The organism is Amycolatopsis sp. CA-230715 (assembly GCF_018736145.1).
In the GTDB taxonomy this organism is placed as follows: Bacteria; Actinomycetota; Actinomycetes; order Mycobacteriales; family Pseudonocardiaceae; genus Amycolatopsis.
In genome coordinates this window covers 7451636-7465112 of the sequence record NZ_CP059997.1, presented here as the reverse complement: position 1 = coordinate 7465112, position 13477 = coordinate 7451636, and the positions used below count along the sequence as shown (strand labels likewise).

Annotated in this window: 17 protein-coding genes; 9 read left to right on the top strand and 8 right to left on the bottom strand. The window is 70.6% G+C overall.

Features of this window, described 5'->3' with window-relative positions:
• Window positions 1–53: 53 nt before the first annotated feature.
• Entirely contained in the window at window positions 54–704 is a 651-nt protein-coding gene (locus tag HUW46_RS35555; protein WP_215543103.1) for a class I SAM-dependent methyltransferase, read from the bottom strand.
• Window positions 704–1270 (bottom strand): TetR/AcrR family transcriptional regulator, encoded by a 567-nt coding sequence (locus HUW46_RS35550; RefSeq protein ID WP_215543102.1) that lies wholly within the window; start codon window positions 1268–1270, stop codon window positions 704–706. The genes HUW46_RS35555 and HUW46_RS35550 overlap by 1 nt, the downstream gene beginning before the upstream one ends.
• 96 nt (window positions 1271–1366) lie before the next feature.
• On the opposite strand from HUW46_RS35550, the gene HUW46_RS35545 reads away from it, so the two are divergent.
• From HUW46_RS35545 to HUW46_RS35535, 3 genes are all read left to right on the top strand, one after another.
• Complete coding sequence (locus HUW46_RS35545; protein ID WP_215543101.1) at window positions 1367–1900, top strand: MarR family winged helix-turn-helix transcriptional regulator; 534 nt, start codon at window positions 1367–1369, stop codon at window positions 1898–1900.
• Window positions 1900–2721, top strand: a complete 822-nt coding sequence (locus HUW46_RS35540; protein ID WP_215543100.1) for an EamA family transporter — start codon at window positions 1900–1902, stop codon at window positions 2719–2721. Before HUW46_RS35545 ends, HUW46_RS35540 begins: the two co-directional genes overlap by 1 nt.
• Before the next feature lie 214 nt (window positions 2722–2935).
• On the top strand, window positions 2936–3952 hold the full coding sequence (locus HUW46_RS35535) for a S1 family peptidase (protein WP_215543099.1): 1017 nt from the start codon (window positions 2936–2938) through the stop codon (window positions 3950–3952).
• A gap of 76 nt (window positions 3953–4028) precedes the next feature.
• Here the strand turns inward: HUW46_RS35535 and HUW46_RS35530 are convergent, their stop codons facing one another.
• Both HUW46_RS35530 and HUW46_RS35525 read right to left on the bottom strand, forming a co-directional pair.
• A complete protein-coding gene (locus HUW46_RS35530; protein ID WP_254126676.1) occupies window positions 4029–4835 on the bottom strand; it encodes a pentapeptide repeat-containing protein in 807 nt (268 codons plus the stop codon).
• A 1-nt stretch (window position 4836) separates the two neighbouring features.
• The gene (locus HUW46_RS35525) at window positions 4837–6039 is read right to left on the bottom strand and encodes a glycosyltransferase 87 family protein (protein WP_215543097.1); all 1203 of its coding nucleotides are present in this window, start codon (window positions 6037–6039) and stop codon (window positions 4837–4839) included.
• Window positions 6040–6174: 135 nt separating this feature from the next.
• Here HUW46_RS35525 and HUW46_RS35520 point away from each other — a divergent pair, with 135 nt between their 5' ends.
• Complete coding sequence (locus tag HUW46_RS35520) at window positions 6175–7191, top strand: hypothetical protein (protein ID WP_215543096.1); 1017 nt, start codon at window positions 6175–6177, stop codon at window positions 7189–7191.
• On the opposite strand, the gene HUW46_RS35515 is transcribed toward HUW46_RS35520, so the two are convergent.
• Window positions 7188–8102, bottom strand: a complete 915-nt coding sequence (locus HUW46_RS35515) for a LysR family transcriptional regulator (RefSeq protein ID WP_215543095.1) — start codon at window positions 8100–8102, stop codon at window positions 7188–7190. The two genes, HUW46_RS35520 and HUW46_RS35515, sit on opposite strands and share 4 nt — an antisense overlap.
• A 71-nt stretch (window positions 8103–8173) precedes the next feature.
• Between HUW46_RS35515 and HUW46_RS35510 the strand changes: the two genes are divergently transcribed.
• Genes HUW46_RS35510 through HUW46_RS35500 form a run of 3 tightly spaced genes read left to right on the top strand, consistent with a single transcriptional unit; the run spans window position 8174 to window position 9873 of the window.
• Window positions 8174–8584: a nuclear transport factor 2 family protein gene (locus tag HUW46_RS35510; protein ID WP_215543094.1), complete on the top strand. Its 411-nt coding sequence runs from the start codon at window positions 8174–8176 to the stop codon at window positions 8582–8584.
• Between the two features lie 32 nt (window positions 8585–8616).
• On the top strand, window positions 8617–9357 hold the full coding sequence (locus HUW46_RS35505; protein WP_215543093.1) for a VOC family protein: 741 nt from the start codon (window positions 8617–8619) through the stop codon (window positions 9355–9357).
• 60 nt (window positions 9358–9417) lie between these two features.
• Entirely contained in the window at window positions 9418–9873 is a 456-nt protein-coding gene (locus HUW46_RS35500) for a hypothetical protein (RefSeq protein ID WP_215543092.1), read from the top strand.
• A gap of 60 nt (window positions 9874–9933) precedes the next feature.
• Here HUW46_RS35500 and HUW46_RS35495 read toward each other — a convergent pair whose 3' ends face one another.
• Window positions 9934–10419 (bottom strand): DUF1453 family protein, encoded by a 486-nt coding sequence (locus HUW46_RS35495; RefSeq protein WP_215543091.1) that lies wholly within the window; start codon window positions 10417–10419, stop codon window positions 9934–9936.
• A gap of 73 nt (window positions 10420–10492) precedes the next feature.
• Between HUW46_RS35495 and HUW46_RS35490 the strand changes: the two genes are divergently transcribed.
• Window positions 10493–11080 carry a TetR/AcrR family transcriptional regulator gene (locus tag HUW46_RS35490; RefSeq protein WP_215543090.1) on the top strand — a complete coding sequence of 196 codons (588 nt, stop codon included), beginning with the start codon at window positions 10493–10495 and terminating at the stop codon, window positions 11078–11080.
• On the opposite strand, the gene HUW46_RS35485 is transcribed toward HUW46_RS35490, so the two are convergent.
• Window positions 11081–12142: an FAD-dependent oxidoreductase gene (locus HUW46_RS35485; RefSeq protein ID WP_215543089.1), complete on the bottom strand. Its 1062-nt coding sequence runs from the start codon at window positions 12140–12142 to the stop codon at window positions 11081–11083.
• Between the two features lie 85 nt (window positions 12143–12227).
• On the opposite strand from HUW46_RS35485, the gene HUW46_RS35480 reads away from it, so the two are divergent.
• Entirely contained in the window at window positions 12228–12677 is a 450-nt protein-coding gene (locus tag HUW46_RS35480) for a MarR family winged helix-turn-helix transcriptional regulator (RefSeq protein ID WP_254125210.1), read from the top strand.
• On the opposite strand, the gene HUW46_RS35475 is transcribed toward HUW46_RS35480, so the two are convergent.
• Window positions 12672–13400: a TetR/AcrR family transcriptional regulator C-terminal domain-containing protein gene (locus HUW46_RS35475; RefSeq protein WP_215543088.1), complete on the bottom strand. Its 729-nt coding sequence runs from the start codon at window positions 13398–13400 to the stop codon at window positions 12672–12674. The two genes, HUW46_RS35480 and HUW46_RS35475, sit on opposite strands and share 6 nt — an antisense overlap.
• Between the last annotated feature and the right edge of the window lie 77 nt (window positions 13401–13477).

Genomic DNA, 13477 nt, shown 5'->3' with positions numbered 1-13477 from the left:
CGAAAGGAAGTGAAACCGGTCTGGTTTCGAAACGGCCCATCCGGGGCTTCGCGCTACGCCCGTTTGGCCGCCGCCACGGCCGTGACGAACGGGAGCGTGCCACGTGCCCGCCGCCCGCCCGCGTCGCGGAAGAGCAGGAAGGGATCCAGGTGGAACACGGTTTCCCAGCGCGGCGCGAGCAGCCCCGCCTCGGCGATCATCGCGTCGACTTCGCGGTGGCCGGGCGCGCGATTGCGTTTCGGCAGCATCGCGAACACGGGGCGCAACCACGTCTGCGCGAAGTGCTCCGCGATCACCGCCACCCCGCCCGGTGCGAGCACCCTGGCCACCTCGCGCAGCCCGGCGCGCTGGTCCGCCCAGTGGTGGAACGACATCGTGGACACCACGACGTCGAACCGGCCGTCCTCGAACGGCAGGCGCTCGGCCACACCGCGTTCGACGGGCAGACCTTTGTCCCTGGCTTTCGCCAGCATCGCTTCGGCGGGCTCCACACCGACCGCTTCCGTGTCAGGGAAGAGTTCACGCGCGGCCGCCAGGAGCTGACCGGTGCCCGCGCCGACGTCGAGCAACCGCTTCGGCTCCGGCACGACGGCCGCGGCCGAATCCAGCACCGCCCGCTGGACCGGCCCGAAGAAGGCCTGCAGGAACGCGCGGTCGTACCCGGCCGCCTGCCGGTCGAACCGGCCGATGTTGTGCTGGTCCATCAGGTGTGTCCTCCCGCAAGCGCGTCCAGCACCGCATCGGAGGCGGCGTCGATCGTCGCGACGACCTCCGCCACCGACGCCGGTTTCCCCGCGTCCAGCCAGGACAGGATGGTCTGGACGCTGATCGTGGTGAGCAGGTGCGCGGCCCAGTGCCGTCGCGTGGCGCCCGGGAACCTCGGCACGAGCGCGCGTTCGGCGATCTCGGCGCTGCCGCGCTCGAATTCGGCCACCCAGTCCCGGAATTCCGGCTCACGCGCCGCGTGCCGGAACAAAAGCAGGAAACCGTCGGGATCCTCGGAGGCCGCGGCCACGGTCGCTTCGACCATCCCCTCGTCCTTGGCCTCGGTCACCTCGCCGAGCCGCGCGCGAGCGGCGTCGAGCGCGGCCCGGTACAGCTCGGACTTCCCGGTGAAGTGCCGGTAGATGATCGTCGCCGTGACATCGGCCTGCGCCGCGATCTTGCCGATGCCGGTCGCCGCGTACCCGTCGCGCGCGAACGCGGCGGTCGCGGCGGCCACGATCTGCGCTCGCCGTTCCGCGCGCCCGAGCAGCCGTCGTCCGTCCACGAAGTGTTTATAGCAGACTGTACACTTCATTTTAAACACCTGTCCACGACACATCTCCGGGTTGCCGATCCGCCTCATCCTTGATATGCATGACTCATGCATGATAGGACGGCGAACCTGCTCGGCGCCACCGCGCTGGCGGTGGCCGATCTGACCGTCGCCGAGGCCACCAGGGCGACCGGGCTGAGCGCGAGCGGCGCGTCGGCGCTGGTGGTGCTGGCGGGCTCGGCCGAGGTCGGCGTCACCGAACTCGGCAAGCGCGTCGGCCTCACCCAGTCCGCCTCGGCGCGCATGGTGGATTCGCTGGAGTCGGCCGGGCTCGCCAAGCGGCACACCGGGCGCGGCCGCGCCGTGACCGTGCGGCTCACGGCTGAGGGTCGCAAGGCCGCACACGCGGCGCTCACCGCGCGCGGTGCTCCGCTCGCGGAGCTGCTCGACGGCCTGGACGCGAAGCAGCGCGACACCCTCGCCGGGCTCCTCGAAACCCTGCTCGCCAGTGCGTACGGCCGGGTCCGCGACGCCGAGTTGCTGTGCCGCCTGTGCGACCGGCCGAGCTGCACGACCGGCGCGGTCTGCCCGGTCGGCCAAGCCGAGCGCGACGCGACGGAGTGTCCACAAGGGACTCCGTGATGGGTGCGCTGCTGGCATTGGCTTCCGCGCTCTGCTATGGCATCGCGGACTACGCGGGCGGGCTGCTTTCCCGCCGCGCCAACCCGGCTGCGGTCGCGCTCATCGGCCAGGCGAGCGGGTTCGCGCTCGCCGTGCTCGTCGCGCCGTTCGTGCCGAGCCCCGGCGTCGGACTCGCCGATCTCGGCTGGGGAGCACTGTCCGGGATCGGCACCGGGACAGGCATGGCGTTCCTCTACAAAGGACTGAGCAGGGGCGCGATGAGCGTTGTCGTCCCGGTCAGCGCGGTGGGCGGGGTCGCACTGCCGGTGCTCGTCGGCGTCGCGCTGCTCGGCGACCGGCCGACACCGCTCGCGTGGAGCGGGATCGTGGTGGCGCTGCCCGCGCTGTGGCTGGTTTCCCGCAAGCGCGGCGCCGGCACCGATCCCGCCGCGGTGCCCGACGCGCTGATCGCCAGCGCGGGGATCGCGCTGCAGTACCTCGCGCTCGCGCAGGCGGCGCCGTCGTCGGGGCTCTGGCCGATCGTCGCCGGGCGGCTCGCGGCAACGCTCGCGATCCTGCCGATGGCGCGCTCGGCGGAACGCCCGCCGCCGCGTCTTCGCGCCGCCGCGGCACTGAACGGAGGGATCGCCGCGCTCGCGCTCGTCTGCTACCTGCTCTCGGCGCGCTACCAGATCGTGAGCATCGCCGTGGTGCTGTCGTCGCTCTACCCGGCCATCCCAGTGCTGCTCGGCGTCACCGCACTTCGCGAGCGGCTTACCTGGCCGCAGGCGGTGGGGCTGTTGGGCGCCGGTGCGGCGATCGGGCTCCTTACCCTGAGCTGATCGGCGCTCCGGCGGAATTGCGTGCCGCGGTTCAAGTACCCATCAATTCACGGTAAAGGTTCGGCAAAATAGTCGATAGATAGCTTTGGTTAATAACCAACCTTTGGCGGTGGCGGCTGGTACGGCCCGAGTTCCATGCTTTCACGTGCTCCTGCTTCACCCGCGCGACCCCTCGCGCACGTTCTCCACCCTGCCCTGATTCAGGAGGATGTTGATGGCTCCCAAGAAGTCCCTCGCCGGTTTCGCGGTGTTCGCGGGCACCGCGCTCGCGTTCAGCATGTCCCTTCCGTCGGCCAGCGCGGCCCCCACCGTCTCGTTCGCCCAGGCACAGCAGCTCGCGATCAGCCAGGCGGACCAGGTCACCGACGCGCTCGGCTCGGCATCCGGCGGTTACTACCTCGACCACGGCAAGGCCGTCGTGAACGTGCTGGACGGCGCGGCCGCGCGGAAGGTGGAAGCGGCGGGGCTGACCGCCAAGCAGGTCAAGCACAGCTTCGCGGCGCTGACCGCGACGAAGAACGCGCTCGACGCGGTCAAGGGCGTGCCGCAGACCGCGTGGGGCATCGACACCAGCACCAACCAGGTCGTGGTGAAGATCTACGACGCCGCCAGCCCGGCGACCGCGGCCAAGGTCACCGCGGCCGCGCGGCAGCAGGGCGACAAGGTCCGCGTCGAGCACCGGACCGGCAAGCTCGAACTCCACATCGCCGGCGGCGACGCGATCCAGAACGACCAGGGCCGCTGCTCGCTCGGCTTCAACGTGACCAGGGGCGGCTCGCCGTTCCTGCTCACCGCCGGGCACTGCACCAACCTCGGCGGCACCTGGTCCGGTGGCGACGTGAGCGGCGCGGAGATCGTCGAGAGCAACTGCCCTGACGCCGACTCGGGCCTGCTGACCCGCCCGAACGGCACCGGGCCCGGTGAGATCAACACCGGCCAGAAGATCGACAAGGCTGGCGAGCCGACCGTCGGCGAGCAGATGCAGAAGCAGGGCTCGACCACCGGCGGTGGCGGCGGCCAGATCACCTCGGTCGACGAGTCGGTGAACTTCGACGTCGGCGTGCTCAACCACGAGTTCGGCACCACCGCGCACACCGACCACGGCGACTCCGGCGGCCCCGCCTACGACGGCTCGACCGGGCTCGGCACCCTGTCCGGTGGCGACACCCAGACCAGCTACTTCTACCCGCTGACGCTCGAACTCCAGGCGTACGGCCTCGAACTGGCCTGATATCCCCGATCACGGCAGGGCCCGCTCGTCACCGGCGAGCGGGCCCTGCCGCGTTCAGTCCATAGTGGACATCGGGTCAACGGCGCTTCGGGGACCAGTGCGCCGGACGTTCGAGCGAAGCGGGGATCCGGGTCGCCGCATCGCCGTTCGCCGCGTTGAGCTGGGCCTGGGTGAGAAAGAAACCACCGGTGAGATCGGCGCCCCGCAGATCGGTGTCGCGCAGGTCGGCGCCGATGAGATCGGCGAGCCGCAAATCGGCGCCGCGCAGGTCCGCCCCGATGAGGTAGGCCCCGCGCAGGTTCGCGCCGCGCAGATCGGCCTTCCGCAGCTTCGCGCCGATGAGGTCCGCGCCCCTGCGCTCCTTCTTCCTGCTCCGGAACTCCGCGCGGACCGCCTCGCTCGTCCGCAGGAGCAGGGCGTTGACCTTCTCCCGGTGCGCGGCGACATCGAGCGCCAGCAACGCTTCCGGGCTCTCCCCCGCGAGGGATTCGGTTTCCGCCAACGCGTCGCGGACGTCCTCGGCCGGGCGCAGCGCCATCGCTTCGGCGAGGTACCACTCGAGTTCGTGCAGTTGCCGCACCACCCCGAACACGGCGTACATCTGCGGCGCCGTTTCCGGTTCCTCGCGCCAGCTCGTGCCGCCGTAAATCACCTGGGAAACCCGTTGCCCCGCACCGAAGCATTCGAACACGGTGCAGCCGGAGAACCCCTTTTCGCGGAGATCGCGGTGGATACCGCAGCGGAAGTCCGCCGACAGGTTCCGGCACGGCTCGCCGATTTCCTTGTCCACCGCGAAATCCGCGGACCTGGTGAAGGCGAGCGCGACGCAGCACAGGCCGAAGCAGTTGGCGCAGTCGGATTTCAGGTCTCCGACGAGTGGCAGCTCACGCAAGGTCGACACTCCTTTCCCCGCCATGGGCCACCGGTTCCGCGGGAACGCGGTCGCGCCGCAGCGCGAGCACGACGAGCGCGCCGAACCCCACCAGCACGTACGACGAGCCGAGTAGGTGCTGCCACCACGACCAGTCCAGCTCGGCGCCGCGATCGGGCAGGAACGCGTGCGCACCGACCGCGTAGACCGCCAGAACCGCGGCAATGAGCGCGCGGCCGCGCCACGTCGAACCGAACCGGTGCACCATCGCGATACCGGCGGGCACCACCCACACCCAGTGGTGCGACCAGCTCACCGGCGACGCCAGCAGCCCGCCGAGCGCGACCGCGAGCAACGCCGTCACGTCGTCACCGGCGGCGCGGGCCCGCGCGGCCGCCAGCACCGCGAGGCCGATCGTGAGCACGACGAGCGCGAACCACAGCGCGCTCAGCACCGTCCCGTCGGGCAGGAGCCGGTGCAGGATCGCCTGGTAGCACTGGTTGAACGGGTAGGTGGTACCGCCGATGCGCTCCGGGTGCAGCAGCACGCCGAACCAGTAGCCGGCGGTGTCCGACGGCGCGAGCGCGTACCCGGCCAGCCCGAATCCCGCGAACGAGGCGACCGACACGGCCGCCGGCCGGTACTGGCGCCGCACCAGGAAGAACAGCACGAACACCGCGGGCGTCAGCTTGATCGCGGCGGCGAGGCCGATCAGCAGCCCGCGCGGCCACCGGGTGCGCGGGCTCAGGCAGTCGAGCGCGACCAGGCCCATCAGCAGCAGGTTGACCTGTCCGAACTCGACGGTCTTGCGAACGGGCTCGAACAGCAGCGACACCGCCGCGGCGCCGAACCCGGCGATCGCGGCCGCCCTGCCCGTGCCGTAGAGGCGCCGCGCGACGAGCGCGGTCGTGGTCACCAGCGCGGCGGCGCTGACGAGCGTGATGGCGAACTTCGCCACCTGCCACGGCAGCGCCGAGACGGGGGCGAACAGGATCGCGGCCAGCGGCGGGTAGGTGAACGGCAGCGGCTGCACCGGGACCAGCCGCGGGAATTCGTCTGAGTACAGGCCGATGCCGTGCAGCCACGCGTATCCGCCGACGCGGTAGACGTGCAGATCGAGGAAACCGCCGCCGACGATCGCGAACACCACGAAGGAGACCGCGGTCAGCGCGACTCCCGCCAGTGCGATCCGCCGCCGGTCCGCCTTCGGTCTCACCTCGGGCTCCCCGGCAACGGACACCAGGCCACTTTAGCCCGGCCGTTCCGCCACCCGGCCCAGCGGGCACGGCGTAACGGCAGGCCTTCCGCGGCGATGAGGTGGTGTCGAGTCGCACTGGAGGGGTCGTCCACGATGGATGAACGGGACATCGAAACACATCCGGACCTGATGGATCCGGACTGGCAGAAGCACGCCGAGCGCGAAGCGTGGACCGAGGTGCGAAGATCGCGGCGCCGCCGGAACCTGAAGCGGATGAAGCCGCGCACACCGCGGAAACCCGGGCTGCGAACGCGGAGCTGGCTCGTCGGCGGGCTCGTCGCGGTGGCGCTCGTCGGTATCGCGGTCGTCCTGGTGCAACGATCAGCGAACCCGAGCCCGTCCACGTCGCGGAACGCGCTGCCCGACCGCGCGAACGTCGATCTGAAGGCGCCCTTCGCGAACACGCCCGCCGACGCGTGGCGTGACGGCGTCGCCGGGTTCACCGCCCCCGCGCCCGTCGCGATCGGCGGGTTCAGCGCGAAGGAGGTCGGTGACGCCTACGAACGCGTCAAGCAGGCGATCGCCGCCTCCGATCTCGACCGCCGCATGCTCGAAGGCCACGACCCCAGTGCGTATCTGGCGTTGCTCGCCCCGAACGAGGCGAAGCGGACCAAGGAGGTCTTGGACGGCACCGACCCCAGGTTGGCCTCCGCCTTCGTGGTGAGGGTGGCCGACGGTTTCCACCTGTTGCCCACCGGGCCGCGCCTGACCGGGAAGCTGAGCGCCCGCCAGGGCGACGACCCGGGAGAACTGATCGTGCACACCGCCTATGTCGTCGCGTACGCGTTCGACGCGCCGAACCCGGACTCGCTGACCGGGCCCGGTGACCACGTGGCCTTCCACAAGGTGGACGGCAACTACCACCTCCGGAAGGGCGGGCGCTACCAGGCCGCCGACCAGGGCCTGGCACCGGGGGAGTCGCAGGGCGAGACCTATTCGATGGCCTGCGGCGCGAGCGACAAGGGCTTGCTGGCACCGGTGTACAGCGAAACCCGCGCGTACGACGCGCTCCCGGGTACGGATGAGACCAACGTCTTCGACCCCGACAAGCCGGTCGACGGCGTCGACACCTGCGGCGGGCCGTCGACCCCCGCCGCGCCGACCCGCTAACGCGCCCTGACCCGCCGCCTGGCCTCCGCGGCGAGTCCGGCCGCGGTGTCCTCCAGCGCGGTCACGAAGGCGCGGTGCGCATCGGTCGTCGTCCGGTATGCCACCGCCGTGGCGCGGACGGCGGCCGCCTCGTCCACCGGCACCGCGACGACGGACGGCGGCAGGGACGGCACCACCAGGCCCGGCACCATGGTGACGCCGAGGCCCGCGGACACCAGCCCGAACTTCGCGACCCAGTCCCGTGCCACGAACGCGATTTCGGGCTGCCACGAGGAACCTGCCCACGCGCCGAGCAAGGTCGAGCCCGGATCCGCGCTGCCCGCGATCCAGCGCTGCGTCCGCAACTCCGAGGCGCCGACGCCCGGCGACGAAGCGAGCGGATGCGAGCGCGGCACCGCGAGGAACAGCGGATCGTCGAGCAGTGCCGTGAGTTCGACGCCCGGCGGCGGTTCCCCGGGCGACGTCACCACCGCGAAGTCGATCCGCCCGCGCGCGACCGCGTTGAGCAGCGCGGGGCTCAGCCCTTCCCGCAGCGACACCTTCGCCCGCGGTTGCCGGTCGACGAACGCCGCGATCGCGTCGGGCACGAGTGCGGCCATCGCGGTGGAGAACGCGCCGACCCGCAACCGCGGCGCGCGAGCGGATCCGAGCTCCGCCAAGCCCTTCCGCGCCGTGTGGAGCTCGGTGAGCACGGCTTCGGCGTGCCGGACCACGAGGAGGCCCGCTTCGGTCGGCCGCACGCCCCGCGCCCCGCGCTCGAACAGCGGGCAGCCCGCGACCTGCTCCATGAGCGCGATCTGCCGCGAAACCGCCGATTGCGTGTAGCCCAGCCGTTCGGCCGCGACCGAGAACGACCCGTGCGCGGCGGCCGCCCTGACCACGCGCAGCCCCAGCACCGTGAACTCAGCCATGCGAAATACAAATACCAGATATGCCAGACAATCGCTTGTCGCATATTTGCGCGTGCCCCAGGCTGGACGCCATGACGAGCACCGAAGAAAACCGAGAGCTGCTACGCCGCGTCTTCGACGAAATGGCCAAGGGGAACGTGCGCGCGCTGAGCGAGGCGATGGCCGACGACTTCCGCTGGGTGTTCCCCGGCGACTGGTCGTGGTCGCGGACGTGGGAGCCGAAGGAGGCCGTGCTGACGAAGCTGCTCCGGCCGCTGATGGCGCAGTTCGACGACGACGGCTACCGACTGGAAGCGGACTACGTCCTCGCCGACGGCGACCGCGTCGCGGTGCAGGCTCGCGGCCGCGGGACCACCCGGCGCGGCCGGGCCTACCACCAGACGTACTGCTTCGTCTTCCGCGTGCGAAACGGCCGCCTCACCGAGGTGATCGAGCATTGCGATACCGCACTCGTCGAACGCGTACTGGACCGCATTGAGTAAGCTGAGCCTTACCTAAACTGGGAGGTTCATGCATGTCCGAGTCACCGAGGTTCGACCATCTCCTGCACTGCGTGCCCGATGTTCCCCGCGCGGTCGGCGACTACACCGCGGCCGGGCTCCCCGCGCACGTGAACCCGCCGCACCGCGGGATGCGCAACGGGGCGTGGCGGCTCGACACCCGGTACGTCGAGATCCTGACCGTCGAAGACCGCGCCACGTTCTCCGGTTCGCCGTTCGGGGTCGCGATCGCCGACTGGATGCCCGCGATCGACTCGCTGATCGGCAGCGGCGGCGGCGCGCTCAACTTCGCGATCCACGTGACGGACGCGGCCGAGACCGCGGAGCGACTGCGCCAGGAGGGCCACTCCGCGGAGCTGACCACGTTCACCTTCGACGGCTCACCGGTGTCGTTCCGCGAAGTGATCCTGAAGGGGGCGCCGGACTGGGCGCCGTTCTTCATCACGTACTCGCCGGCGCCGGAGGTGCTCGCGCAGCAGGCCGCCGAGGGGCGCGTCAACCGCGGCGTGCACGATCTCGCCGGATTCGTGGTGGAAACCCCCGACCCGGACGCGTCCGCGGCTTGGTTGAGCCAAATCGCGCGGGTGCCGCTCGACCGCACGGGCAGGGTCGTCGAACTCCCCGGCGGCCACGTGCGCTTCGCCCCGGGCACCGCCGACCGGATCACCGCGCTCCTGCTCACCGGCGGCAGGCCGCCCGTGACCGCACTCCACGGGCTCGCGGTTTCAAATGTGACATCAGAAGGAGATGCGTAACAGTTCGATCTGTGGTCTGATATGTCCCGACTCGCCGGGCCGAGCCAAAAGGGGCATGGGATGAAGAGCGTGGTCTGGTGGTCGGTCGGGCTGCTGATCGGACTGGCACTGATGGCGCTCGGCGCGTTCGGGACGGTCGGCAACGGCGGTGTGCTGTGCGGCAGCGAGGCCATGCGACCCGGCACCTACTGCGAAACGACCTCTTACGGCACGAAATCCCGGAAGAGCTACGAAGAAAAGCGCCAGGAAGCGATCGACGACGCGAACGCCTTCCAGTCGGGCGGCCGGTGGATCACGCTCGGGATCGGCGCGGTGGTCGCCGCCGGCTGCGGCTGGCGGCTGGTCGTCGCGATCCGGCGGCGCGGGCGGAACCGCGGCTCCGACGCGGTCACCCAGCAGCTCCCGCCCGGCGGGCATCCCGGTTTCGCCCAGCCGCCGGGATTCCCGCCGCCACAAGGGTTTGCGCCGTTCCCGCAACCGGGATACCGGCCGCCGCAAGGACCTCCGCAGCGGTAGCGGCTCGCGCCATACAGGCCGCCTTCGGGGACGCGGTCACGTGTCGATCCGCCGCACGAGCTAGACCCAGCGGCGGTCGGGTTCCGGGGCGAAGCGCACCCCCAGTACCTTCGCCCGGAACCCGACCACGGCCGCCTCGCCGATGAGGCTGATCCCGATCGACAGCACGATGGGCCGCGCCTCCTCGTGCGCGCCGAGCGCGACCCCGAGCACGCCGAGACCGAAGCTCGACGCGGACGAGATCAGCCACACCACCACTGTCCACTTCGTATAGTGCTGCCACAGCCCACCGTCGCGTTCGGACAGCACGGTGGTGGTACCGCGCAGCCCGCCGAAGGCGAGCCCGACCACGGTGCCCAGCGCGAGCCAGCCGATGTCGAGCCAGCTGAACTCCGGCACCTTGGTCAGCTCGTAGACCCCGATCGCCAGCAGGACGACCGGGGACACGAACGCGTCGCGCGCGGTCAGCGGACTCCCGCGGAACCGCCTGACGACGAGCACCACGACCAGCACGGCCACCACGACGACCCAGAAGACGCTCGACACGAAGACCCCCCACGATCATTATTTATCCCAGTTGAGATAAATCGAAGTATCACACGTGGGATACCATGCGTCAATGCCCAAGGTCGTCGATCCCGAACTCCGCCGCACCGACATCGCCGAGGCCGTGTTCCGCCTCGTCGCCCGCGAAGGCGTGCACGCCGCCTCGCTGCGCAGGGTGGCGACCGAGGCCGGGCTCAACGTCGGTTCCGTCCGCCACTACTTCGCGAACCACGAAGACCTGCTGATCTTCGCCGCGGAAACGATGTACGCGCGGGTCACCGAGCGCGTCGGCGAACACGTCGCCGCCATGGACGCCGGTGCCGACAAGCGCGCTTCGGTGATGAAGATGCTCTCCGAGTTCCTGCCGCTCGACGATCGGCGGCGGGACGAAACGACGATCTGCTTCGCGTTCCTCGCGGAGTCGCGGCTGAACCCCGAACTCCGCGTGCTCGCCCAGAAACTGCACCGCGGGCTCCGGGTGCTGGTCGGGCACATCCTGCGCGGCGCGCGCGTGCACGACATCGAGACCAACACCGAACTCGTCTCCGCGATGCTCGACGGTCTCGCCTTCAACGCCGTGCACATCGCGGGCGCGCCGGACGGCGAGCGCGCCACCGACGTGGTCGGCAAGATGCTCGACCACCTGGTGGCCGATCGCTGATCAGGAGCTCACCGCCGCCAGGCCGAGCAGCTCCAGCGTGGCGTCGAGCCGCAGCCCCGCGCTCTTGTACTGGACGGCGGCATCGGTGTCGAGCACACCTTGCTCCGGAACGTAACCCGCACCGCCCGCCGGGCCGAGCGGCAGCAGGATGGCCGCGGGCCCCGGCCGGTAGGCGACGCGTTCCGGCGATCCGGACAGTTCGGCGCGCAGGTTCGCGACGACCACCTCGGCGTGCTGCGCCGCGGCCATCGCGGTCTTGCCCTCGCCGATCGCGGTCAGGTCGCCGATCGCGAAGATCCCTGGCTGCCCCGGCAGGTTCAGGTGCTGGGTGACGGTGAGCGCGCCGTTCGCCGTGCGGGCCGCGGCGAGCTCCGGGGACAGGTAGCCGCTGGCCGGTTCGACGCCGTAGCACCGGAACCAGATCTCGTCGGCGCTCGGCTCCGACGGCGGCGGCATCGTGGTCTCCAGCCGCAGCTCGACCCCGATCTCCCCCAGCTGGCGCCGGATCTCCGCGCGGAACTCCGCCGAGTAGCCGCCGGACAGGATGTCCGGCTGCGGATCCACCACGGTGACCCGCTTGTCCGGCCACCCGGCTTTGATCTCGCCCGCCAGTTCCAGCCCGACCGCACCGGCGCCGAGCAGGACCACGTGCCCGGCGCGCTCGAGCGCCGCCCTCGTGCCGTGCAGGCGCGCGATCGCGTCCGCGCTTTCTGTTTCCGCGAACTTCGCGGGGAACGGGTAGCCCGATCCGGTCGCGAGCACGATGTGGTCCGCGGCGATCCGCTCCCCCGAACCCAGCGTGACGGCGCCGGGCTCAACGAGTTCCGCCCGCTCGCGGACGACCCGCCCGCGAGCCAGAAGATGGTCGTAGGGAAGGAAAAGCCGGTCGGTCCAGTCCGGGTCGACGAGGCCGCGGAGCGCGGCGACGTTGTGCACGAACGCGTCACGAGGCTCGACGAGCGTGACCTCGGCGACCTCGTCCAGCCCCTTCGCCACGGAAACCCCGCCGTACCCGCCGCCGATCACCACCACTCGTGCCGTTGAGACAAATTGTGCCGCCAAGGCAGACTCCTTCGTAGTACGAATTGTTCGTAGTACGAAGCACTGTAGTTCGTACTACGAACAACCGTCAACTACACTGGTCACCGTGACGACGAGCTCGGCCGACGCGCCGGAACACCTGCGACTGGCCGAGGCGCTCGTGCGCATGACCCACGTCGTCCAGCAGGTGTTCAGCGAAGAGAGCCGCCGACTCGGGCTCACCTCGCCGCAGGCGCAGCTGATGTGCCAGCTGACCGAGGGGCCGGTCGGGATGACCGAGCTGAGCAGGTCGCTGCACCTCGAACGGTCGAGCCTGTCCGGCCTCGTCGACAGGGTGGAGCGGCGCGCGCTGGTGCGCCGCGTTCCCGACGACTGCGACCGGCGCGTCAACCGGATCGCGCTCACCGAAGAGGGCGACAGCCTCGCGCACGAGGTGCACAACGCGATTTCGAAACAGCTGGAAGAACTGACCGACGCCGCGCGCGTCGCCGACGCGGGCGCGATGACGAGCGCACTGCTCAGGATCGCCGAGCACTACGACGCGACGCGGTCATAGCCGCGCGGCGACACCGTCCAGCAGGCAGGCCAGCCCCAGCTCGAACTGGGCGTCCACGTCCGGCGCGATCCCTCCGCCGTCCAAAAAGGACTCCATCAGCGCGGTGAGGTGCGGGTAGGCGGCATCGCCCCGCGACCGCGGCCACCAGTCCCGAACCTGCTCCCTGACCTGGTCAGTCGAGCCGAAGTTGTTGCGCCGCCACATTTTTTCTTCCTCGGCCTGCTGCAGCGCCAACCCGGCGAGGTAGCCGTCGAGCAACCGCGAAAACCCGAGTGACCGCGACGGCTCCAGCCCGAGCTTCGCGAACGTGGCGAGCACGAACTCGTGGCGGCGGCACGCGTTCGGCCCCGCGGGCGGACGGCTGTGCACCAGCGCCGCGTACCAGGGATGGCGCCGCATCATGGCCCATTCCGCCCGGCAGAGCTCGGTCAGCTCGCCCCGCCAGTCCTCCCCCGGCTCGTCCGGCGTGGGAACTTCCGCGCCCACCTCGTCGAGCATCAGGTCGACGAGACCTTCCTTGCTGTGCACGTACCGGTAGAGGGACATCGGCGTCGCGGCGCCGAGCTTGGTCGCGACCGCGCGCATGGTGAGCGCCTCGGCGCCACCGCCGTCGGCGATCTCGATCGCGACCCGCACGATCTCCGCCCTGCCGAGGCCCCATTTCCGCTCGGGCGCCTCCGGCAGGAACCAGATCGGCGGCGCCGGCGCACCGTCCGTGCCCACCGCACCTCCTCGATTGCACTACATCGTACACAGCGTGTACAACGTACACAAAATGTACGTCGTACACGGAGGAGTGC

Coding starts and splice junctions, on each gene's coding strand:
- HUW46_RS35555 (WP_215543103.1), bottom strand. CDS start 704: ATGGACCAGCACAACATCGGCCGGTTCGACCGGCAGGCGGCCGGGTAC.
- HUW46_RS35545 (WP_215543101.1), top strand. CDS start 1,367: ATGCATGATAGGACGGCGAACCTGCTCGGCGCCACCGCGCTGGCGGTG.
- HUW46_RS35540 (WP_215543100.1), top strand. CDS start 1,900: ATGGGTGCGCTGCTGGCATTGGCTTCCGCGCTCTGCTATGGCATCGCG.
- HUW46_RS35535 (WP_215543099.1), top strand. CDS start 2,936: ATGGCTCCCAAGAAGTCCCTCGCCGGTTTCGCGGTGTTCGCGGGCACC.
- HUW46_RS35520 (WP_215543096.1), top strand. CDS start 6,175: ATGGATGAACGGGACATCGAAACACATCCGGACCTGATGGATCCGGAC.
- HUW46_RS35515 (WP_215543095.1), bottom strand. CDS start 8,102: ATGGCTGAGTTCACGGTGCTGGGGCTGCGCGTGGTCAGGGCGGCCGCC.
- HUW46_RS35510 (WP_215543094.1), top strand. CDS start 8,174: ATGACGAGCACCGAAGAAAACCGAGAGCTGCTACGCCGCGTCTTCGAC.
- HUW46_RS35505 (WP_215543093.1), top strand. CDS start 8,617: ATGTCCGAGTCACCGAGGTTCGACCATCTCCTGCACTGCGTGCCCGAT.
- HUW46_RS35500 (WP_215543092.1), top strand. CDS start 9,418: ATGAAGAGCGTGGTCTGGTGGTCGGTCGGGCTGCTGATCGGACTGGCA.
- HUW46_RS35490 (WP_215543090.1), top strand. CDS start 10,493: ATGCCCAAGGTCGTCGATCCCGAACTCCGCCGCACCGACATCGCCGAG.